The 21,628-nt window shown below is 63.9% G+C and carries 20 protein-coding genes; 10 read left to right on the plus strand and 10 right to left on the minus strand.

Annotation, left to right across the window (positions count from 1 at the left end; genetic code table 11):
• Positions 1 to 217: 217 nt before the first annotated feature.
• Positions 218 to 1,651: an MFS transporter gene (locus ACWGXF_RS05960; protein WP_034391985.1), complete on the minus strand. Its 1,434-nt coding sequence runs from the start codon at positions 1,649 to 1,651 to the stop codon at positions 218 to 220.
• On the minus strand, positions 1,644 to 2,843 hold the full coding sequence (locus tag ACWGXF_RS05965) for a multidrug effflux MFS transporter (protein ID WP_256630726.1): 1,200 nt from the start codon (positions 2,841 to 2,843) through the stop codon (positions 1,644 to 1,646). The genes ACWGXF_RS05960 and ACWGXF_RS05965 overlap by 8 nt, the downstream gene beginning before the upstream one ends.
• Before the next feature lie 265 nt (positions 2,844 to 3,108).
• On the opposite strand from ACWGXF_RS05965, the gene ACWGXF_RS05970 reads away from it, so the two are divergent.
• The gene (locus tag ACWGXF_RS05970) at positions 3,109 to 3,666 is read left to right on the plus strand and encodes an Lcl C-terminal domain-containing protein (protein ID WP_012838705.1); all 558 of its coding nucleotides are present in this window, start codon (positions 3,109 to 3,111) and stop codon (positions 3,664 to 3,666) included.
• A 45-nt stretch (positions 3,667 to 3,711) separates the two neighbouring features.
• On the opposite strand, the gene ACWGXF_RS05975 is transcribed toward ACWGXF_RS05970, so the two are convergent.
• The 5 genes from ACWGXF_RS05975 to ACWGXF_RS05995 all read right to left on the minus strand — a co-directional run bounded on the left by ACWGXF_RS05975 (position 3,712) and on the right by ACWGXF_RS05995 (position 8,265).
• The gene (locus tag ACWGXF_RS05975) at positions 3,712 to 4,617 is read right to left on the minus strand and encodes an SDR family oxidoreductase (protein ID WP_012838706.1); all 906 of its coding nucleotides are present in this window, start codon (positions 4,615 to 4,617) and stop codon (positions 3,712 to 3,714) included.
• A 202-nt stretch (positions 4,618 to 4,819) separates the two neighbouring features.
• Entirely contained in the window at positions 4,820 to 5,836 is a 1,017-nt protein-coding gene (locus ACWGXF_RS05980) for an NADP-dependent oxidoreductase (protein ID WP_012838707.1), read from the minus strand.
• A 135-nt stretch (positions 5,837 to 5,971) separates the two neighbouring features.
• Complete coding sequence (locus tag ACWGXF_RS05985) at positions 5,972 to 6,394, minus strand: PaaI family thioesterase (RefSeq protein ID WP_012838708.1); 423 nt, start codon at positions 6,392 to 6,394, stop codon at positions 5,972 to 5,974.
• Positions 6,395 to 6,528: 134 nt separating this feature from the next.
• The gene (locus ACWGXF_RS05990) at positions 6,529 to 7,320 is read right to left on the minus strand and encodes an SDR family oxidoreductase (protein WP_452101765.1); all 792 of its coding nucleotides are present in this window, start codon (positions 7,318 to 7,320) and stop codon (positions 6,529 to 6,531) included.
• 228 nt (positions 7,321 to 7,548) lie between these two features.
• A complete protein-coding gene (locus ACWGXF_RS05995) occupies positions 7,549 to 8,265 on the minus strand; it encodes a methylated-DNA--[protein]-cysteine S-methyltransferase (protein WP_087865418.1) in 717 nt (238 codons plus the stop codon).
• Positions 8,266 to 8,381: 116 nt separating this feature from the next.
• Between ACWGXF_RS05995 and ACWGXF_RS06000 the strand changes: the two genes are divergently transcribed.
• From ACWGXF_RS06000 to ACWGXF_RS06020, 5 genes are all read left to right on the plus strand, one after another.
• Entirely contained in the window at positions 8,382 to 8,687 is a 306-nt protein-coding gene (locus ACWGXF_RS06000; RefSeq protein ID WP_012838710.1) for a hypothetical protein, read from the plus strand.
• 150 nt (positions 8,688 to 8,837) lie between these two features.
• Positions 8,838 to 9,794, plus strand: a complete 957-nt coding sequence (locus tag ACWGXF_RS06005) for a class I SAM-dependent methyltransferase (RefSeq protein ID WP_087865419.1) — start codon at positions 8,838 to 8,840, stop codon at positions 9,792 to 9,794.
• Positions 9,791 to 10,792, plus strand: coding sequence for an alpha/beta hydrolase fold domain-containing protein (locus ACWGXF_RS06010; protein WP_087865420.1), 1,002 nt, complete (start codon positions 9,791 to 9,793; stop codon positions 10,790 to 10,792). Before ACWGXF_RS06005 ends, ACWGXF_RS06010 begins: the two co-directional genes overlap by 4 nt.
• 175 nt (positions 10,793 to 10,967) lie before the next feature.
• Entirely contained in the window at positions 10,968 to 11,408 is a 441-nt protein-coding gene (locus tag ACWGXF_RS06015; protein WP_054075129.1) for a nucleoside deaminase, read from the plus strand.
• Between the two features lie 96 nt (positions 11,409 to 11,504).
• Positions 11,505 to 12,737 (plus strand): cyanate transporter, encoded by a 1,233-nt coding sequence (locus tag ACWGXF_RS06020; protein WP_256630728.1) that lies wholly within the window; start codon positions 11,505 to 11,507, stop codon positions 12,735 to 12,737.
• 73 nt (positions 12,738 to 12,810) lie between these two features.
• Here the strand turns inward: ACWGXF_RS06020 and ACWGXF_RS06025 are convergent, their stop codons facing one another.
• Positions 12,811 to 13,956 carry an AAA family ATPase gene (locus ACWGXF_RS06025; RefSeq protein WP_256630729.1) on the minus strand — a complete coding sequence of 382 codons (1,146 nt, stop codon included), beginning with the start codon at positions 13,954 to 13,956 and terminating at the stop codon, positions 12,811 to 12,813.
• Positions 13,957 to 14,029: 73 nt separating this feature from the next.
• The gene (locus ACWGXF_RS06030; RefSeq protein WP_012838716.1) at positions 14,030 to 14,866 is read right to left on the minus strand and encodes an RNA ligase family protein; all 837 of its coding nucleotides are present in this window, start codon (positions 14,864 to 14,866) and stop codon (positions 14,030 to 14,032) included.
• Between the two features lie 489 nt (positions 14,867 to 15,355).
• On the opposite strand from ACWGXF_RS06030, the gene ACWGXF_RS06035 reads away from it, so the two are divergent.
• The 4 genes from ACWGXF_RS06035 (at position 15,356) to phnE (ending at position 20,920) form a co-directional block, all read left to right on the plus strand.
• The gene (locus ACWGXF_RS06035) at positions 15,356 to 17,332 is read left to right on the plus strand and encodes a choice-of-anchor I family protein (RefSeq protein WP_452101766.1); all 1,977 of its coding nucleotides are present in this window, start codon (positions 15,356 to 15,358) and stop codon (positions 17,330 to 17,332) included.
• Between the two features lie 224 nt (positions 17,333 to 17,556).
• Positions 17,557 to 18,438 carry a putative selenate ABC transporter substrate-binding protein gene (locus tag ACWGXF_RS06040; protein WP_256630731.1) on the plus strand — a complete coding sequence of 294 codons (882 nt, stop codon included), beginning with the start codon at positions 17,557 to 17,559 and terminating at the stop codon, positions 18,436 to 18,438.
• A gap of 74 nt (positions 18,439 to 18,512) precedes the next feature.
• The gene (locus ACWGXF_RS06045; protein ID WP_256630732.1) at positions 18,513 to 19,355 is read left to right on the plus strand and encodes a phosphonate ABC transporter ATP-binding protein; all 843 of its coding nucleotides are present in this window, start codon (positions 18,513 to 18,515) and stop codon (positions 19,353 to 19,355) included.
• Positions 19,346 to 20,920, plus strand: a complete 1,575-nt coding sequence (gene phnE / locus ACWGXF_RS06050; protein ID WP_256630733.1) for a phosphonate ABC transporter, permease protein PhnE — start codon at positions 19,346 to 19,348, stop codon at positions 20,918 to 20,920. The genes ACWGXF_RS06045 and phnE overlap by 10 nt, the downstream gene beginning before the upstream one ends.
• Before the next feature lie 177 nt (positions 20,921 to 21,097).
• Here the strand turns inward: phnE and ACWGXF_RS06055 are convergent, their stop codons facing one another.
• On the minus strand, positions 21,098 to 21,553 hold the full coding sequence (locus ACWGXF_RS06055) for an Lrp/AsnC family transcriptional regulator (RefSeq protein ID WP_003062481.1): 456 nt from the start codon (positions 21,551 to 21,553) through the stop codon (positions 21,098 to 21,100).
• Positions 21,554 to 21,628: the final 75 nt, after the last annotated feature.

The raw sequence follows: 21,628 nt of genomic DNA on the forward strand, positions 1-21,628 counted from the left end.
CAAAGGCGCAATGACATGCCGGCAATCACCCGCTTGCCATTCTCCTGTCATGCGGGCATGCGGCGTCGCAGCAGTCTCTGGCTTGAAACACCACTGTAGAAAACCTTGGCAGCAAGGCTCCTCGTCATAACGGACTAGAGCCGGAACCCGCAAAACCCCGGAATCGGCAACTGGCTGCGCTCTCTATATCAGGACAGAAACCGCTTTTGCTGCCAAATCAATGCTGCTGCTTGCCCGGACGTACGCGCAAGATGCTGAAAACTCCGGCCAGCGCCGCAAAACCGCCGGCCACAGCCAGCGCCAGCAGTTCAGCATTGCCGCCATGCCCGCCCGAGATGGCAAAGATGGTGGCCAGCACCACGGCACCCAGTGTCTGACCTGTCATGCGGGCAGAACTGAGCATGCCGCCCGCGGCACCGCTGCGCGACATGGGGGCCGAAGTGACGATGGTGTGATTGTTGGGCGACTGATAGAGCGCGAAGCCGCTGCCCGCCAGCAGCATGCGCCAGACCATGTCCCAGTGCGCCACATCAACCGGCATGGCCGCCAGCAGCCACAGTCCACAGGCAAACATGGCCATGCCGATGCCGCCCAGCAACCCGTCGGGATACTTGCCGATCAGGCGTCCGGCCACCGGCGCCGTCAGCACGGTGGCCAGCGGCCAGGCCGTGATCAGCATGCCTGCCTCCATGGGTGACAGACCGCGCGCCTCCAGCAGCAGGAACGGCAGGGCCAGATAGGACAGCATCTGCGCGCAGAAGGCCGAGACCGAGCCGCACATCGACAGTCGGAACACGGGAATGCGCATCAGATCGACGGGGAACAGCGGAGCTGTCTTGTGCCACTGACGGCGCAGATAGACATAGCCGACCACCAGCCCGGCGCCCAGCAGCCACCAGCCCGAAGGCATCAGCGGGCTGCCCGCAGCACCCTGATCCTGCCCCATGCGCACGCCCAGTTGCTCACCACCCAGGAAAAGCAGGGTGAACATCAGAATATTGAGCAATACGTCAAGCGCCGCTATTGGCTCGCCATTCTTGCGCACCACGGGGTTGGCCGGCAGCGCCTTGCGTCCCATCCACAAGGTCATCAAGCCCAGCGGCACATTGATGGCAAACAGCCAGGGCCAGCTGGCAACCGACAGGATGGCAGCGGCCACCGAAGGCCCGGCCATGGACGAGGTCGCCACCACCAGCGAGTTGATGGCCATGCCGCGCCCCAGCATGGCACGCGGATAGGTCAAGCGCACCAGCGCCGCATTGACGCTCATGATGCCCGCTGCACCCATGCCTTGAAACACGCGCGCTGCAATCAGCGTGCTCAGCGAGCTGGCCAGCGTGGCCGCCACCGAGGCAATGACAAACACCGTCATGCCCAGCAGATAGATGCGCCGATAACCCAGGCGCTCGCCCAGGGCTGCCAGCGGCAGCAGCAACACCAGGCCGGCCAGCTGATAGGCGTTGACCACCCAGAGCGTCAGGGCCGAGCTGGCCTGCAGCTCGCGCGCAATGGCGGGCAAGGCCAGATTGACGATGCTGCTGTCCAGCACCGACAGCGTCAGTCCCAGAATGATGACCAGCATGGCGCGGCCACGCGCACCGTCAGGCAGGCCGTCGTAGGCAGGGGAAGCTTGAGCAGTGCTCTCAGTCATGGGCGACTCGGTGCACACGGCCCAGCGTGATCCAGGTCAGCGCCACACCCACCAGTGCCCCTGTCGCCATGCCCACCACCATGGGCAGGGGCTTGCCATTGGAAAAGTGCCCCACGATCTGCATGGCCGCAGCGCCACTCAGCATCTGCAGCGTTCCCAGCAAGGCAGAGGCCGTGCCCGCAATCTCGCCATGCTCTTCCAGGGCCAGCACCGAGGTTGTGGGAATCACTAGGCCCATGAAGGCGCTGGCAATGAAGTACAGCACGATCAGCACCGCCAGCTTCTCGCCGCCCAGCAGGTAATAGAGCAGCAATGCAGCCATGGTCAGGCCCGAGGCAGAAGCCGCAGCCTTGACCACATTGACCAGGCCAAAGCGCTGGCCCAGCCGCCCCGTCAGTTGCGCCGCGCCGATAAAGGCGATGGAGTTCAGCGCGAACGCCATGCTGTACTGGGTGGACGAAAGGCCGTAGTAGTTGATGAGCACAAAGGGCGAGCCCGCCAGATAGACGAAAAAGCCCGCCATGGCGCAGCCGCCGATGAACACCAGGCCCAGGTAGTGCCAGTCACGCAGCAGGACCAGATAGGCCTTGAGTGCACCGACCAGGCTGCTGTCCAGCCGCGCCTCGGCCGTGCGGGTCTCTTCCACGCCACGCCACGTGGCGATCAGGCCCAGCACGGCTGCGGCCGCCACCACCCAGAACACGGCACGCCAGCCGGCCAGGGCAATCACGCCGCTGCCGGCCAGGGGCGCCAGAATCGGCGAGACGCTGAACACCAGCATCAGCAGCGACATCATGCGCGCGGCCGCGTGGCCGGTATGCAGATCGCGCACCACGGCACGCGGCACGGCCATGCAGGCCGCAGCGCCCAGACCCTGCACAAAGCGAAACGCCACCAGGGTCTCGATATTCGGAGCCAGCGCGCATCCCACGCTGGCGGCGGCAAAAACCGTCAGACCAAAGTACAGCGGCGGCTTGCGGCCCAGCATGTCGGAGACCGGCCCATAGAGCAGCTGGCCCACACCAATGGAGAGAAAGAACGCGGTCAGGCTGGCCTGCACGGCCCCGACCTGGGCATCCAGGCTGGCGCCGATCTGGGGCAAGGCCGGCAGATACATATCGATGGCGAAAGGCCCGATGGCCGACAACAGGCCCAGGATCAGAACCAGACGCAGGGAGACAGAAACTTGCATAGGGGTGTGATTGTCGTGGTAACTTGATTTATGTGCTGAGCAATTGCCGGTTTCCTGTATGACCTTGCAGGCTCAGCCAGTCCGCCGGGCAGCGCCTGTGCCTAAGCCCTCAATTACGAGGCTTTAGACCCGGTCATCCAGGCGATGACTGCATGGACAACCAGCACAATGGGCCCAACCACCCTTCCCTGCTCTCGCCGTGACTGCTGCAAGCTCCTTCCCACGTCTGCCCTTTTCGCTGCCCACCGCGCTCACTGCACTATGCTTGGCGGCTGGACCAACTGGTGCACAGCCCGCGCCTGCTGCCCCGGCCTTTCAGCTCTCGCCCGATGCCAGCATGGTGATAGACACGCGCGCCAGGCTGGCCTGGCCGCGCTGCGCCGAGGGCATGAGCTGGAATGGCAAGGCCTGCGGCGGCCAGGCCGAGGTCTTCAGCTACAAGCAGGCCATGAGCCATGCCGCAGAACGCAGCAAGGCCGAAAACCTGCGCTGGCGCCTGCCGCGCGTCAATGAACTCAAACGCCTGCTGGACCGCAGCAGCAAGCCCCAGGGCCTGAACCCGGAACTCTTTCCCAATGCGCCACGCGACTGGCACTGGACGGGTACGGCCGCCGTGAATGCCCAGCGCCTGAACACCTACAACTACGCCCAGGTGGACAAATCCAGCAGCCTCTCCGGCCTCTCGGCCCAGCAGGCCTGGGCGGTCAACACCGAGACACTGCAGGCCGTGCCCGATATGGGCAAGGGCAATGCCTTGCTGCTGCGCCTGGTGCGCCCTGCCACCGAGGCCGAACTCGGCACCCAGGCTCCGGCCGCACCATGAAAAAAGCCTTGCCGCTTTGGCAAGGCTTTTTCAACTCCCGCCGGCTCAGCCAGCGCGCAGCGCTGCCTTGAGGCTCTCGCCCAGTTCGGGCTTGTGCGCAAACGGATCCGTCGGGTTGCGGCCCTGAACCACATCTTCCAGGCGCACCTGCACCGAACCCAGGGCCTGCGGGTGGCTGTAGATATAGAACTGGCCCGAGGCCATGGCATCGAACACCTTCTGCGCCACCTCGGTCGCCGTGACCTTGCCCGAGCCCACGGCCTTGTCGGTCATGGCCTGGCCTATCTTCTGGCTGGCCGTCAAAGGCTGCGCCTCCAGGCCCTGGGGACGGTTGCGCTCGCTATGACCTATGCCCGTGGGCACGAAGAAGGGGCAGAGCAGACTGGCACTGACCTGGTCCGAGACCAGGGCCAGGTCCTGGTACAGCGTCTCGGTCAGTGACACCACAGCGTGCTTGCTGACGTTGTAGATGCCCATGTTCGGCGGCGCCAGCAGACCCGCCATGCTGGCGGTGTTGACGATATGGCCTTCGAAGGCGGGATCGGCCTTGGCGGCCTCCAGCATCATGGGCGTGAACAGGCGCACGCCATGGATTACGCCCCAGACATTGACGCCCAGCACCCATTGCCAGTCGGCAACGGTGTTTTCCCAGACCAGGCCGCCCGCGCCGACGCCCGCGTTGTTGAAGACAAAGTGCGGCGCACCAAAGGTTTCCTTGACTTCGGCTGCCAGTCGCTCCATCTGCGCCGCATCCGAGACATCGACCCTGCGCGCCAGCACCTTGGCACCGGCAGCCTTGAGCTCGGCCTCGGCCTTGTCCAGCGCCTCCTGCTGCACATCGACCAGCACCAGATTCATGCCTCTGGCGGCTCCGATGCGCGCGCACTCCAGCCCGAAGCCCGAGCCCGCACCAGTCAGAACCGCCGTCTTTCCCGCGAAATTCGTGATCATTCTTGTCTCCGGATATTTTTTATATGGGAATAGCGCCTGCAACTGGCGCACTCCAGATCAGACATGCCAAGCAAGGACCGCCTCGCTGCGGGGCCGCCCCGGCGAAGGCGTCGTCCCCCTCCCGCGAAGCGAGAGAGGGGGAAGGCGCGGGGCCGCCCAGGCAAAGCGCCTCAGGGGGTGATGTTTTTTCAGCCGCAGTGGGTTAAATCAGCTTCACCAGTTGCTTGCCGAAGTTCTTGCCCTTGAGCAGGCCCAGGAACGCGCCGGGTGCCGAGGCCAGACCTTGGGAGATCGTCTCGCGCGGCTTGAGCTTGCCGGCTGCCACCAGACCGCCCAGCTCGGTCAGGGCCTCGCCCCAGACCTCCATGTGCTCGCTGACGATAAAGCCTTCGAGCTTGATGCGGTTGACCAGCAGCAGCGCCGGGTTGGCCAGCGGCAGGGGCTGGCCGTCATAGCCGGCAATCATTCCGCACAGGGCCACACGCGCAAAGGCATTGGTGCGCAGCAGCACGGCGTCGAAGATATAGCCGCCCACGTTCTCGAAATAGCCGTCGATGCCGTTCGGGCAGGCATCCTTCAAGGCCTTGGCCATGGTCTTGACATCGGGGTGCTCGCGGTAATCGATGCAGGCATCAAAGCCCAGCTCATGCACGGCGTAGCGGCATTTCTCGGCACCACCCGCAATGCCCACCACGCGGCAGCCACGTGCCTTGGCCAGCGCCACAAAGGCGCTGCCCACGGCACCGGTGGCAGCGCTGACGACCATGGTTTCACCGGCCTTGGGGTTGATGATCTTGACCAGGCCATACCAGGCCGTCACGCCCGGCATGCCCACGGCGCCCAGATAGTAGGACAGCGGCACATGGGTGGTGTCGACCTTGCGCAGCGCGCCGGGCACGCTGGGGTCGAGCAGCGAGTATTCCTGCCAGCCGCCCATGCCGACCACCTTGTCGCCGGCCTTGAACTTGGGGTGGCGGCTCTCGACGATCTCGCCTACCGTGCCGCCCTGCATGACCTCGCCCAGCGGCTGGGGCTGGGCATAGCTCTTGGAGTCGTTCATGCGGCCGCGCATATAGGGGTCCAAGCTCAGATAGTGGTGGCGCACCAGCACCTGGCCCTCGCCCACCGTGGGCAGCGGCGACTGCACCAGCTTGAAATTGCTCTCCACCGCCTCGCCCTGGGGGCGATTGTCCAGAAGGATTTGCTGATTGACCGTCATGTTTCGTCTCCTGTTTGAACTTCAGATTTCATAGCTGCAAGCGCTTGACATGCCTCACACTTGAAGCCAATAACACACAAAACAACGATAGGAAAAGCGGTAGCCGCTCATAAAAACAGAGCAACCGATCCGTACTCAATCCGTGGGCAGGGCTTGCAATCCGCCTTCGGCCGCAGGCCTGCGCTTCATGTACTTGAAGGTGCCCGTGGCATGTACGCAGAGTCGGCCCTGTGCATCGTAGATGCGGCCTTCGGTAAAAGCCATGGTGCCCGTGCGATGCAGCAGCACGCCCTTGCCCACCAGCGGGCCATTGGCCGCCTGCATGAACGAGGTTTTCATCTCGATGGTGACCACGCCCAGATCGAAATCCACGCTGCGCGCAGCCACGGCCATGGTCACATCCATCAGCGTCATCGAGGCTCCGCCATGGGTGATGCCAAAGGAATTCAGATGTTCGGGACGCGGTGTGAAGTGCAGCTCGGACTCACCGTTCTCCATCTTGTGGAGGGTGAAGCCCAGCTCATGCACAAAGGGAATTTCAGGACCAAATGACAACACCGCGAAACCTTTCAGAAGAGTGATGCGCCGCAGACCGCAGCTGCTGAACCGTGAATGTAAGCGCGGCGGACAGCCTCAGAATGCTGCGCCGCACAAAAAACATGACTCACCCTTCATCCGCCACTATCACACTATCAACCACCGACCAGAGCGCTCACGCCGCCATCCACGGCCATCCACTGGCCCGTGATGTGCTTGCCGGCATCGCTGGCATAGAGCAGCGTCAGGCCCTTGAGATCCTCATCGTCGCCCAGGCGGCGCAGCGGCGCATGGGAGCGCATTTCGTCCTCGCCCAACGTCTCGATCAGCACGGCTGCCATCTTGGTCTTGAAAAAGCCCGGGCAGATGGCGTTGACGGTAATGCCGTGCTCGCCCCACTCGCCTGCCAGCGCGCGCGTGAAATTGATGACTGCGCCCTTGGAGGTGTTGTAGGCAATGGTCTTCATGCCCGTGGGATTGCCGCCCAGGCCGGCGATCGAGGCCAGATTGATGATGCGGCCGCTCTTGCGCTCCAGCATGGACAGGCGGGCGATCTGCTGGCTCAGCAGAAAATAGCCGCGCACATTCAGGTTCATCAACTTGTCCCAGGCCGCTGTCGGGTGGTCCTCGGCAGGAGCACCCCAGCTGGCTCCGGCATTGTTGATCAGAATGTCCACATGGCCGAGACGCTGCGCGGCCTCCTTGGCCAGGCGCGTGATATCGGCCTCGTCCGAGCAGTCGGCAGCAATCCAGTCGGCCTCTATGCCAGCGGCCTTGAGCTCGGCTGCGGCCTCTTCCAGATCCTTGGCCTTGCGCGAGCTCAGCAGAATCTTCGCGCCGGCCTCGCCCAGCGCATGCGCCATCTGCAGACCCAGGCCACGCGAGCCGCCGGTCACCAGGGCCGTCTTGCCCGAGAGGTCGAAAAGTTGCTGCACCGTACGTGTCATTCTCATGTCTCCTGTTTGTTTTCAAGGTTCAAACCGGGTGCGCAGTGCCTTGCAAGGCCTGCCCGTCAAAAGCTGCATGAATTGTGCGGGCGCCTCAGGCCCGGTGTTGTCACCTGCGTGTCGGCGCTGTCCCGCAGGTGGCAGAGCCCGCGCTGGCCCGGCTTGCAGGGTCTGCCAGCAGCAGCAAGGCAAAGCGCATCCGACGCCTTCAATCGGCATCAATCGGCATCAATCGGCAAACAGCGACTGTGTGCCGCCCCAGGCCCCGCCTTCGATCTCCAGCATGCGCAGCTTGGTCAAAGCGCCCTGACCGCCCGAGAAGCCTCCCGGTGCCCGCCCTGCCGCCAGCACGCGATGGCAGGGAACAATCGGTGCAAACGGATTCGCACCCAGGGCCTGGCCCACGGCGCGCGCAGCACCGGCCTCACCCAGCGCTGCTGCAACTTCACCATAAGTGCTTGTCCGCCCTGGCGCCAGGGCGCGCGTGAAGGCATAGACCCGGCTGTGAAATGCAGGCACGGCGAACTCATCGAGTGCAATCTCCTGCAGGTCAGGCAGAACACCAACCGCGCCTTGCCCCCTGTCCTGCCGCATATCTCCCAGCACGCCGGCAGCCACGGCCTCTGCGCTGGGCTGCGCCCAGCCCGGCTCGATCTGCGCATTCACTCCAGCCAGCAGACACTGAACCCCGGCCATGGCCTGCAGGGCAAAGCCCGGAACAGCGGAGATGGAGGTCACGGCACCATAGGCCGCAGGCCCGCGCTGCGGCTGCAGCGCATGGCGTTTGGACAGACCCAGCAGCATGCGCTCCCGGGTCTCGCCCCAGCTGGCCTCGGGCAGTTGCACGGCGCAGATGGCAGCGGCATTCCAGGCCAGACCACAGACACCGATGCGCGTGACAAACAGGGCATGGCCGGGAAATGGCAACGAAGCAGCGTGATTCATGACCACAGTCTACAAAACGCAGCCAGAGAGGTTGCTTAAAAATTTTCCAAGAACTGGATGCAAAAACAGTTAATTACTGTATATTTAAACAGTCAAAACACTGTGGATATACGGACATGCAAGAAGCCCATTTCACCGTCTCTCTTTGCGACTACCCCGAGCTGCCCGAGGACAAACGCCAGCAGGCCGAGGCACGCTATGCGCGTGTGCTGGCCCGCCAGCTCGGCGGAGAGGAACAGGTCGGACAAGCCCTGTCGCTGGTGCAAGGCCTGGAAGACACCCCGCCCGAAGAAATCACCGACGACGCCAAGCTCACCTTCCAGCGCTGGATGAAAGCCGCCCGCGCCGCGGCCGAAGCCGGCCTGCAAGGCATTGGCGGCACCGAAAGCTGTTTTTTCGATGTGCGGCGCATCTACCACTGAGTGAACGGACGCGGGCGGCGCGAGTCCCGAGGCCGTCAGCGCCGGCCCGGGCCGCCAACCATTGCAAGGGACATGTGCCGCCCTGGCCACCGGAGCTCGCTGCAATGCCTACACTGGCGGCTTGTTTGACCGTGTGACTGTTCTCTCTCCATGCAAGCCCTGCTAGCCGCCATTGCCCAGATGCCCTTTCCCACCGATGCCCAGCGCATCTTTCATGGCCGTGGCGGGCGGTATCCGGGCTGCGAGCAGATCTCGCTGGATGCTTTTGCGCCCGTCATCGTGCTGACCAGCTTTGCCCCCATGGAGGAAGCCCAGCTGAGCCAGATTGGTCAGGCGCTGGAGCAGCGCTGGCAGCAGATCGCCCCTGCCGGACTGCCTCTGACCTGGGCCTTCCAGACCCGCGAAAGCGGCGGCAAGGTCGAAACTCGCGTCATGGCCGGCGAGCTGCCCGAGCCGCATGTGGTCACAGAGAACGGCGCCCGCTATCTGATCCATATCGCACGCGGGCAGAACCACGGCCTGTTCCTCGACATGGCCGCCGGCCGCGACTGGGTGCGCCGGCAGGTGCTGGCCCATGAGCGGCCCGCGCGCATGAAGGTGCTCAATCTGTTTGCCTATACCTGCTCGTTCTCGGTCGTGGCCAAGCTGGCCGGCGCGGGCCAGGTTCTCAATATGGACATGAGCAAGGGCGCTCTGGCCACGGGTCAGCACAACCATCAGCTCAACGGCGTCAAGGCCGGCGCCAGCTTCGCCGCCCACGATATTTTCAGCAGCTGGGGCAAGATCAACCGCAGCGGACCGTACGACCTGATCGTCGTGGACCCACCCAGCTACCAAAAAGGCAGCTTCATCGCCACCAAGGACTATGCGCGCCTGATGCGCCGCCTGCCCGATCTGCTGGTGCCGGGCGGCCAGGTGCTGCTGTGCCTGAACGCCCCCGAACTCGGCACCGACTTTCTGCGCGAGCAGATGGCGGAAATCGCACCCGAGCTCCAGTTCGTCGAGCGCCTGGCCAACCCGGCCGTATTTGCCGATGTGAACGAAGAGCGCAGCCTCAAGGTCATGGTCTATCGCGCTCCTGCGCTGGCGGCGGACCAGCAGCCATGAGCGAAGGCACAGATCAGGGCCGCAGCCGGCCTCTGCAGCCCGTGGACCCGGCTCTGGCACGCACCCTGCAGCGCTTTGCCCGGCTCGATGCGGAGACGCCGACCCCGCAGCTCGACTATCTGCAACGCCGGCGTCTGCTCAGCGAGCTGCAGGCAGGGCTGATTCGCTCGGCCCTGCCCGGCATTTCCAGGGCCGAGCATTTCGTGGCGGCCGAGGGCCGCGAGATCTGCGTGCGCAGCTATCGCAAGCAAGGTGCGGGCAGCGGCCGGACGCTGGTCTGGCTGCATGGCGGCGGCTGGATGGTGGGCGATCTCAACACCCATGACGACCTGTGCGAGCATCTGGCCCAATTTAGCGGCCATACCGTGCTGTCCGTGCATTACCGCCGCACCCCCGAGAGCCGCTTTCCCGCGCCGCTGGACGATGTGATGGCCGTGCTGCAGTGGCTGAGCGATATGCGCGGGCTGCTGCCTTTTGCGGCAGAGCAGGTCCTGCTCGGAGGCGATAGCGCTGGCGCCCATCTGGCACTGGCAGCGGCCGTACGCCAGATTCAGCAACCCACCGATGCCTCCCGCATCGCAGGCCTGCTGCTGCTCTACCCGCCGCTTGAGCCCGATCAGGACAATGACAGCATGCGCTGCTTTGCCACGGGCTTCGGGCTCACGCCCGCCGCCATGCAGCGCTACTGGCAGGAACTGGGCAGGCCCGAGGGCCAGGCCTCGCAATGGCTGACGCCGGGCTGCTGCAGCGCAGCCATCGCTGCCTTGCCGCCCACGCTGCTGATGACGGCCAGCCACGATATTCTGCGCGACGAGGCCGAAGCCTTTGCCCATGCAGCCCAGGCCCTGGGCGCACCGCTGCAGCTTTTGCGCGCGCCGGCCATGGTCCACGGCTTTGCGCGCATGCTGGCTGCCAGCCCGGCGGCGCGCCAGCAGGTCGAGCTCGCCTGCTCGGCCTGGGCGGAACTAATAGGCCGCCAACGTCCTCAGAGCAAATAAGCTTTGCTCTCCAGACGGGTAGCGGCATGGCCGTGCAGGTGTACGCTGCACGGCGCCGGGCGCCGCCCCGCCCCTTTCAAACACAGTACCTCGACGCTGATGCATCAAGCATCCGACGCTCGCCGCCATATCTTTCTTAGTCATGAGTCCAACTTCCGCCACCCCACAACAACTGATGCGCCTGGCCGTGGACCTGGCCCATGCCAACCGCCTCAAGGGCGGCCGCCCGTTCGGCGCCGTGCTCGCCCAGGGAAATGAAGTCGTTGCCACCGGTGTCAACGAAATCATTGCCAGCCACGACCCCAGCACCCATGCCGAAATGCAGGCCATACGCGCGGGCACGCAAAAACGCGCCAACCCCAGCCTGGCAGGCCTGTCCATCTATGCCAGCGGCCACCCCTGCCCCATGTGCCTGGCTGCCCTGGTCATGAATGGCGCCGAGCAGGTGTTCTTCGCCTTCGACAATCAGGATGCCGCGCCCTATGGTCTGTCCAGCGAGAGCAGCTATCAGCGCCTGCGCTTGTCGCTGACGCCGCAGCCGCTGCCCATCACCCGCATCGACACCGGCATCCGCGCGGCCCAGCTCTATGGGGATGAGGCCTGGCCCGTCGCCTGATCCTCGTTGCCGCCAAAACCATAACAACAAACCGGGCTGCCCAGGACGAGCGGCGCGCACACCGGCGCGCCGCAGCGCAGCCAGCCCCCGAGCTTCATGACATCGACATCTTCCCGAACACACCACGTGCCACCATTGCTGTGGCTGGCCGTGGTGATACTGGTCACCATCAATCTGCGCCCCTTTCTGACGGCTCCGGGCCCCTTGGCACCGACCATACAGCAGGCCACAGGCATGGATTTGCGCAGCTTTTCCTGGCTCACGCTGCTGCCCATGGCGCTGATGGGCATTGGTGGCTGGCTTGCTCCCACGGCATTGCGACGCTGGGGCGCGCGCGCCGCCATTTGCGCCTCGTTGCTGCTGATTGCGCTGGGCTGCGCCCTGCGCCTGACGCCTGCAGGAGCTGCGACCGGCAGTCTGCTGATCGTCACGGCCGGCCTCTGCGGCGCGGGCGTGGCGCTGGCACAAAGCATTCTGCCGGGGCTGATCAAGCGCCAGTCTCCCCACAACGTGGCGCCCATGATGGGCCTGTATTCAGCCGCGCTCATGGGCGGCGGTGCACTCAGCGCCCAGCTCTCGCCCATGGCCATGCAACTGGGTCTGAGCTGGCAGGCTTCGCTGGCCATCTGGGCTATCCCAGTGCTGCTGGCATTGCCGCTGGCCTGGCATGCGCTGACGCTGATGCACGAGCCCGTTGCCCTTGCACCCTCCGTGCCGCTGGTACAAGCCGATAGCGACACCGGCTGGCTGCTGCGCCGTGGCCGCACATGGCTGCTGCTGATCAGCTTCGGCCTGATGAACGGCGGTTATGGCTCCACCGTTGCCTGGCTCGCTCCGTTCTATCAAACCCATGGCTGGACGGCCACGCAAAGCGGCTCGCTGCTGGCCATCTTGTCGATTGCGCAGGCCGCATCGGCGTTGGCCATGCCCGCTCTCGCGCGCCGCAGCCTGGACCGTCGCTGCTGGCTCATGCTGGCCTTGCTGCTGCAGATCATCGGCTTTGCCGGCCTCGGGCTCTGGCCCGAGGCCATGCCCACACTCAATGCCATCGTGCTGGGTCTGGGTCTGGGCGGCTGCTTTTCGCTCTTCATGCTGGTGGCGCTGGACCATCTGCCATCGCCCACACAGGCCGGTGCCCTCAACTCTCTGATGCAGGGCGGCGGCTTCATCCTCGCCGCACTGGCCCCTCTGGTCATGGCACAGCTGCACCAGATCAGCGACAGCTGGATGACGGGCTGGCTTTATCAGGCCGGCGTCGCCGCGCTGGTCTGCCTGCTGGTGACACGCTTCAACCCCCAGGGCTACCCGCAAGCCATGCAACAGCCTTGAGCACGGCATTGCGATCCCCAAAAAAAGGGCCTGGAAACTTCCAGGCCCTTTTTCCTTTTCGTTTTTGCGCGGACTACTCGTTGACCAGCAGTTGCAGCCCATGCGCCTCGGTCGGCAAGGGTACCTCCCATCGGTGCAACATGCCCAGCAATGCGGCATTGCCGAGCGTGGTGTCGCGCTTGCTGTTACGCGCCAGCAAAGTGGACCTGCTTGCCTCCAGATGCACCAGTTCCACCTGCGCGCCATAGGCCAGGCACAGGTCCAGCGTCTTGCCGCGCATCTGCCTGGACAGATGCGTGGCATTCCAGACAAAAGCGGCCTTGGCGCGCAGCAGGCTTTTGGCCTTGCCCACGGCATGATGGGCCGCAGCACCCTCGTTCTCGCCGTGGCGCAGGCCCAGTTCGGTGCGCGCATCGTCAAACGACACCACGGGCAGGCCCGCATGATGCCGGGCCACCCAGTGGTTCTTGCCCGATGCAGGCAGACCGCACATGACGATGACGCGCGAGCCCGGCTCTTCGTGCAAGGCGTAGTCCGGGTGCAACTCGGCACCGCGGAAATAGCGCACTGCCGTCTCGGCCGAAGCAAAGCTGCGCGGCTTGCGCAAACAGCCCTCTTCCAGCGCAAGCTCCCTGAACAGCTCGATATTCACCAGCACATTGCCCACATCGGGGCAGATGCGTCCGCGAATATCGGCACGGGCCAGCAGCACCAGCAAATGCAGATCGACCTGCCAGGACAGCTCTCTGACCATGAACTCGGGCGAGACGCCTCGGCGCGAATCGGCAAAGGCGAAGAACGGCACCTGATGCACTGCAATCAGGCGGCAGACCGCCTCGCGCCGGGCCACGGGCGCGCCAGCCTCCCAGAGCATGAGCCGCGCATCGAGTGCACCCCGGCGCGAATGGCCGGGTTGCGAGATGCGACCGTCGTCGGCTATCTGCGTGGTCGAGCACTTGGCGACATCGTGCAGCAGCGCGGCCAGAAAGACCGTCTCGCGCTCCTCGTTGGTGAGCCCTGCATAGTCGCCATCCTGCAGCAGTTCGGTCACCACCATCTGCGTATGCGTCCAGACATCGCCTTCGGCATGGTAGATCGGATCTTGCGGCGTGGTCTTGGCCAGCTCCAGTTGCGGAAAAGCCTCCAGGCAGGCCGCCCAGTCCACCGCATGGTGAGCGGAATGCGGCACCAGGGCCGCGATCTGTTTCCAGCTCCACATAAATTCTCCTTTCACCGCAGCCTCCTCATGAAAACCACGGTTTTGATAGCTATCAACGCTTGTTGGACAAGCCTCACCAGCTTTTTTGAATCTTGTTGGCAAAGATATCGACGCCTGTGCGCAGACCGTTGGCGACAATGGGCCGCTCGCTGTGGTGCGAGCCCGACTCCAGGATCACCTGCACGAAGTCGGAGCGCACGAACTTGTAGCGCTCCACGGTCTGGCCGTTTTCCTCGACCTTGATGTACAGACCTTCGGCCAGCTCGGATCGGTCGGTCTGGCGCCAGGCCAACGGCAGATCCAGCTTCTGTCTTTGCACCTGATCCTCGAACATCGCCTTCCAGCCTGTGCTGCGCCCCAGAGACGGTGTCAGCAATGCCAGCAAATCCTGCATGCGCCTCGGTGCAATGCCCGCGTAGAGCACGGGCACGGACACCACGGGCACACCGTCCAGCAGCGCGTGGCGCTGCGGCGTGTCCAGAAACTGCTGCGCCGAGCGGTCCCAGATGTCGAACTCGCAAAACCAGTGCGGCAAGGCGTCGTAGTACAGAGAATGCTTGGCATACAGCCATTCGCCATACATCACATAGCGATCGTCCAGCAGCGCCATCAGCGCGCTCTCATGGGCTCGGGCCCATTGCTTGTAGGCGTTGAACTGACGCTCGCGCCCGCCCATCTGATCGGCTTGCAGATAGTGGCCGCGCGACTGCAGCAGCAAGCTGCCGTCGGCACCAAAGCTCAGTGCCGCATTGGCGCCGTCCAGCTTTTCCTCGACCACGATATGCCGGCCGGCCAGCGCTTCATAAGGCACGGCATCTGCCTGATCGCCGATCTGCAGCCGCGAGCCACGCAGATGCGGCGTGCGCGGATATTTGAGGATCTCCAGATTGAATAGATGTGGTGAAGTCATGTTGTGCTTTCCTAAAAGGGAATAAGCCACGCGCAAAAAAGGCGCGGCAGACAAATCAAGGACATGGACAGCGCCGCTCTCCGCTGCCATCGGAAAAAGACAGAACCCAAGCAGCCAAGCAAAGGGCCGGCCTGGAGTTCAGAGAGTGGGAGGAGCTTGGAGCCCGAATGCAATTCAGGCCAGAGACGCCAAGCAGGAAGATTGCCGCCCTTCACAGAGCGGGAGTTCCACACCGCAGCGCACACGCGAGAAAGATCAGCGTGTGACGAAGTCGTTTAGCTCAAACGAATACGGCGGGACATGATGCACCTCGAAAATGAGAGCGAATAGCGCAGGTGGAGCAAGGCTGGCGAGTGTATTTGCTTGCAAGCCCAACTGCCAAGCGCTTGACCGAAACTTGTTGCGCAAAGAACACGAAACGGTTTCACAGAGATGAAACAGAGGCTGGTTACAAATCGTAGTTTTCTTCCTGCACCTGCCAAACTCTCAATGACATCTGCACAGACCTTGCGCCAACCTCTTCTGATTTCCCTGATCGCAGCCGCTGCCCTGGCCGCCTGTGGTGGCGGTGACAACAACACGAACAACACCACACCAGCGCCTGCTCCGATTCCTGAAGTCCCGGCGCCGGCACCCGAGCCCGAGAAGACGCCCACCTCGCTCACGCTGGAGAAAATCGGCAGCTATCAGTCGGGCATTTTTCTGCAGAGCGCCGCCGAAATTACGGCTTTCGATCCCGTCACCAAGCGCGGCTTTGTGGTCAACGCCCAAAAGGGTGCGCTCGACGTGCTGGACATGAGCAACCCCGCCGCACCGCGCATGCTGGCCAGCCTGGATGCCACAAAGCTCTCGCTGGGTGCGGGGGCCTCCATCAACAGCGTGGCCGTGCATGGCGGCCTGGTGGCTGCAGCCGTGCAGGCATCGGTCAAGACGGACAAGGGCATGGTCGTCATCTATGGCGCCGACAAGCTCGGCGTGATCGCCGAAGTGCCCGTGGGCGCCCTGCCCGATATGCTGACCTTCACCCCCGACGGCAAGACCATTCTGGTCGCCAACGAGGGCGAGCCCAGCGATGACTACCAGATCGACCCCGAAGGCTCGATCAGCGTGATCGATGTGAGCACGCCCGCCAAGCCCGTGGCGCGCACTGCCGACTTCAAGACCTTCAACAGCCAGAAGGCGCAGTTGCTGGCCAAGGGCGTGCGCATCTTCGGCCCGACCGCAGACGGCCTGGGAACGGCCGCCGTGGCCAATGACCTGGAGCCCGAATACATTGCCGTGGCCCCGGACGGCAAGACGGCCTGGGTGACGCTGCAGGAAAACAATGCGCTGGCCATCGTGGACATCGCCAGCGCCACCGTGACCGATGTGGTGGCTCTGGGATTCAAGGATCATGGCGCGGCCGGCAACGAGCTGGACTTCGCCGACAGCGACGGCAAGAGCCCGGTCATCAACATCACCCAGGCCGCCAATGTGTTTGGCATGTACCAGCCCGACTCCATCGCCGCCTACAAGGCCGCCGACGGTGCGACCTATCTGGTCACTGCCAACGAAGGCGATGCACGCGCCTGGGGTGAAGGCAACAAGAGCTATTTCGGCACGGCCGCCGACAAGACGGCTGGCACCCCGGCCACGGCGGGCGATATGAGCAAGGGCTTTGTGGAAGAGTGGCGCATCAAGCACCTGGTGCACAAGGACGGCTTTCTGCGCCGCGCGGGCGACGATCTGCCTGCCCATCTGGCTCAGCTGGCCAGCGGCGCCTATCTGAATGCCAGCAACTTTGCCTGGTGCGGTGCGGTCGGCACAGACCCCAAGACCTGCCGCGACGATGACAAACTGGGCCGCCTCAAGGTCACCTGGACCATGGGCTACCAGACCGACAGCAGCGGCAACCCCGTCAAGGATGGCAAGGGCCACCTGACCTATGACAGGCTATACGCCTATGGCGGCCGCTCCATCTCCATCTGGGATGCCAGGGGCAAGCAGGTCTGGGACTCTGGCGCGGCCATCGAAAAATTCATCGCCAGCCCCGAATGCAAGCTGGGCGCCAGACGTGACATTGCCTGCGCCACCTACTTCAACACCGGTCATGACGAAACGGCCAGGCTCGATGCGCGCAGCAGCGCCAAGGGTCCCGAGCCCGAAGGACTGACCGTGGGCCAGATCGGCAGCAAGACCTTTGTCTTTGTGGGCCTGGAACGCATGGGAGGCATTCTGGTGTTCGACATCACCGACCCCAAGGCACCCAAGCAGATCGACTATCTGAACACTCGCGAAAACTGGACCGCCAGCTTTGACAGCAAATCCGCGCTGGCAGGCACTGCACTCAGCGATGTGGGCGATCTGGGCCCCGAAGGCCTGCACTTCATTTCTGCCGCCAAGTCACCCAACGGCAAACCCTTGCTGATGGTGGGCAACGAGGTCAGCGGCACCACGGCCATCTACCAGCTCAATCTGCAATATTGAAACCTGCAGACAAGCAATCGCTTTCATGCCAGGCCCCGTCCCCACGGGGCTTTTTGCTATTCAAATCAAGCAAAGACTGCACCGAGGGTTTCTCAATTACGTAACAATAAGCGCCAGCGGTCGGTGTACCGCCTATGGGTTCCCATTCGCCGCAAGCCAGACGCTTGCGACCTACTAAACCGCCGTGTATCCGGACGGCGGTGGCTTTTTGAACGGAGCACTTAATGACGCACTCTTTCGCTCGCCGCCAGGCGCTGCGCGGCTTGGCCGTGGCAGCTCTCGCCTCCTCCTCCCTGCTGTCCGCAGCGCATGCAGACACCCCCGCCGTGCTGCGCGTCTCGGCCATTCCCGACGAGGCACCGACCGAGCTGCAGCGCAAGTTCAAGCCCCTGGGCGAATACCTCTCGCAAGCCACCGGCATGAAGGTGGTGTTCACCCCCGTATCCGACTACGCAGCCGTGGTCGAGTCCCTGGCCACCAAAAAGCTGGACCTGGCCTGGCTGGGCGGTTTCACCTATGTGCAGGCCAAGATTCGCACCAACGGCACGACCATCCCCATTGTGCAACGGGCCGAAGATGCGGTCTTCACCAGCAAGTTCATCACGGCCGACCCCGCCATCAAGACGCTGGCCGACCTCAAGGGCAAGACCTTTGCCTTCGGTGCACCTTCGTCCACCTCGGGCAGCCTGATGCCGCGTTTCTTCCTGCAGCAGGACGGCCTGAATCCCGAAAAAGATTTCAAGACCGTGGCCTACTCGGGCGCGCATGACGCCACCGTGGCCTTTGTGGCCGCAGGCAAGGCCGAGGCCGGCGTGCTCAACACTTCGGTGTGGGACAAGCTGGTCGAATCCAAGAAGGTGGACACGAACAAGGTGCGCGTGTTCGCCACGACGCCTACCTACTTTGACTACAACTGGACGGTGCGCGGCGACCTGGACCCGGCCATCGTCAAGAAACTGACTGCTGCCTTCCTGGCACTGGACCCCAGCAAGCCAGAGCACAAGGCCATCATGGACCTGCAGCGCGCCTCCAAGTTCATCGCCACCGACTCCAAGAACTACGACGGCATCGAAGCTGCCGCCAAGTCCGCCGGTCTGCTGAAGTAAGAAATTCAGCTTTTTTGACTGCCAATGCTTATTTATCAGGCGTTGGCAGCTATTGTTTTCAGAGTATTCGTCTCATGAGCTTCATGCTGGACGATGTGGGTCTGACCCACAGCAACGGCTTTACCGCCCTGTCCCATATCTCCTTGTCCGCCATCCAGGGCGAGAGCATTGCGCTCATCGGCCCCTCGGGTGCCGGCAAGACTTCGCTGCTCAGCACCATAGGCACAGCCTACCTGCCCACGGCAGGTCGCATGCAGGTGCTGGGCCGGACCGCGTCTGCGCAATCTGCTGCCCGCGAACTCAAGGCTTTGCGCAGCCGCATCGGCACCGTGCACCAGGCCGCTCCCATTCCGCTGCGTCAGCGCGTGGTCACGGCCGTGCTGGCCGGCAAGCTCGGCCAGTGGCCGCTGTGGAAGGCGCTGGCATCGCTGGCCTATCCGCAGGACATTGCGGGCGCGCGCGAGGCCCTGGCCCGCGTGCAGCTCGAGGACAAGCTGTTTGCACGCTGCGACCAGCTCTCCGGCGGCCAGCTGCAGCGTGTGGGCATTGCCCGCGTGCTCTACCAGCAAGCCGAGCTGATTCTGGCCGACGAGCCGGTCTCGGCCCTGGACCCTGCACTCTCGCAGGCCACGGTGCAGTTGCTGGTGCGGGAAGCCGCCGCGCGCAAGGCCACGCTGGTGGCCAGCCTGCATGCCGTCGATCTGGCGCTGGCCAACTTTGCCCGCATCGTCGGCGTGCGCGATGGCCGCCTGGCCTTTGACCTGCCGGCCGCGCAGGTCAGCGATGCGCAGTTGCAAGCGCTCTATGTCCACACCGATGGCAGAGCGGCCGACCTGCCAATGCTGCACAACCGCCTGGCTCAGCGCGATCCCGCCAGTATCACGCCCACTCCCATCCAGGTGAACGCATGCCGGTAGACATGCTCGAGCAAGCCCGGCCATCACGCCGCGACCCCTCTGCTCGCGGCCGCCTGAGCGGCCTGATCCTGACCCTGGTCGTGCTCTGGCCCATGCTGCAGACCTCGGGCTTTTCGCTCAAGCCGCTATTCGATGCCGACAATCTCAAAGTCATCGGCGGCTTTCTCGCGCAGTTTCTGCCGCCCGAGACCAGTAGGGAGTTTCTGGCCTATCTGGCTCAGGCCACGCTGGAGACCCTGGCCATCGCCACGGCCGGCATGGCGCTGGCCTTTGTGATTGCCGTACCCATGGCCTATCTGTCCACGGGCGCGGCACGCGAGAGAGTCACGCTCAACCCCATCGCCCGCAGCGTGCTCACCATCCTGCGCGGCATTCCCGAGCTGGTCTGGGCTCTGGTGTTCGTGCGTGTCTTCGGCCTGGGCCCGGCAGCCGGTGTGCTGGCCCTGGGCCTGACCTATGGCGGCATGCTGGCCAAGGTCTATGCGGAAATTCTCGAATCCACCGACCCCGCCCCGGCCCGCGCCCTGCGTGCCAGCGGCACCGGCCGTATCCAGGCCCTGCTCTATGGCCTGCTGCCCCAGGCGGCCAAGGAGCTGACCTCCTACACCGTCTACCGCTGGGAATGCGCGGTCCGTGCCTCGGTGGTCATGGGCTTTGTCGGGGCGGGAGGCCTGGGCCAGCTCATGGATCAGGCCATGAAGATGCTCAACGGCGGCGAAGCCGCCAGCATTTTGCTGGCCTTCATGCTGCTGGTGGCTGCGGCCGATCTGCTTTCCTGGTGGCTGCGTCGCGCGCTCGACGCCGCGCCTGCCGCGCGCGCCCTGCCCTTCGGCTGGCGAACCGGCACATTTGTGCTGGCGGCCTGCGCGGCGCTATGGGCCAGTCTGCGGCTTCTGGATATTGATTTCTCGGCGCTGTTCACGGCGGATGCTGCCGCCAGCATGGGCGACTTTGTCCGTGGCTTTTTCCCGCCCGATCTGAGCCAGCCCTGGCTGCTCAAGGTGCTGCAAGGCATCTGGGAGACCCTGGCCATCTCCATAGTCGGCACCTTGCTGGCCGCGATCGCGGGCCTGCTGCTGGCCCTGCCGCGCTGGCGTGCGCCATGGAATGTGGTGCTCAACGTGCTGCGCTCCGTGCCCGAGCTGGTCTGGGCCACGATCACCGCGTTGGCCGTGGGCCTGGGCCCGTTTGCCGGTGCGCTGGCCCTGGCCCTGCATACCACCGGCGTGCTGGGCCGCCTGTTTGCCGAGGCCTTGCAGAATGCTCCGGCGGCTCCCGCGAATGCGCTCAAGCTCAGCGGCAGCAATCGCCTGCTGGCATTTTGCTATGGCACCCTCCCTGGCGCAGCGCCGCAGTTGCTGGCATACACGCTGTACCGCTGGGAAATGAATATTCGCATGGCGGCGATTCTGGGCTTTGTGGGTGCCGGCGGTCTGGGCCAGCTGCTGTACTTCGAGCTTTCGCTGTTCCACTATGCCCAGGCCAGCACCGTGATCATGGCCATGCTTTTGCTGAGCATTGCCGTGGACTGGAGCAGCGCCGGCCTGCGCCGCGCCATGCGTTGAGACAGTTGACGCGGCGCCCCGGCACCGAATCAGCTTCATCCGTTCCTCCATCACATCCGCCGCGCAGCCCCCAGATGGGCCAACGCGGCCGGCGATCCGGTCTGCATCCAGGTCTCGATGAGAGTTGAAACCTGGATGACTTCAGCCACACCTGGCACCGCTTAGAGCGATGCTGCTTCACACTCCCAGGGGCAGGTCGGCCTTCTTCAGCGTGCGCAGCACAAAGCTGGACTGGCTATGGCGTATGCCCTTGATCTTGTAGAGCTTCTCGCGCAGCAGGCGCTCGTAATCACGCGTGTCCTTGACAACGATACGCAGCAGATAGTCGTACTCGCCCGAAACCAGGTGCGCCTCCACTACCTCGGGAATGGTAGCCAGCACCTCGCCGAACTTTTCCAGGGTGTTGTCCGAGTGGCTGTCCAGCGTGACCATGACCAGAACCGAATCGGCCAGTCCCAGCGCCTGCGGGTTCAGACGCACGGTATAGCCCTCGATCACGCCGGCCTCCTCCATTTTCTTGATGCGGGCCCAGCATGGTGATGCACTCAGACCCACGGCCGCGCCAATCTCCTGCAGACTGGCGCGCGCGTTAGCCTGCAATGCAGCAAGAATCTTTTTATCCAGAGTATCCATATCTTGGAATTTACTGCCAAAAATTCAAAAGCAGAAAAATTTTCTGTAGCAACACTGTATTTACAGAATTTGAAG

It is taken from the genome of Comamonas sp. HJ-2 (assembly GCF_053615495.1).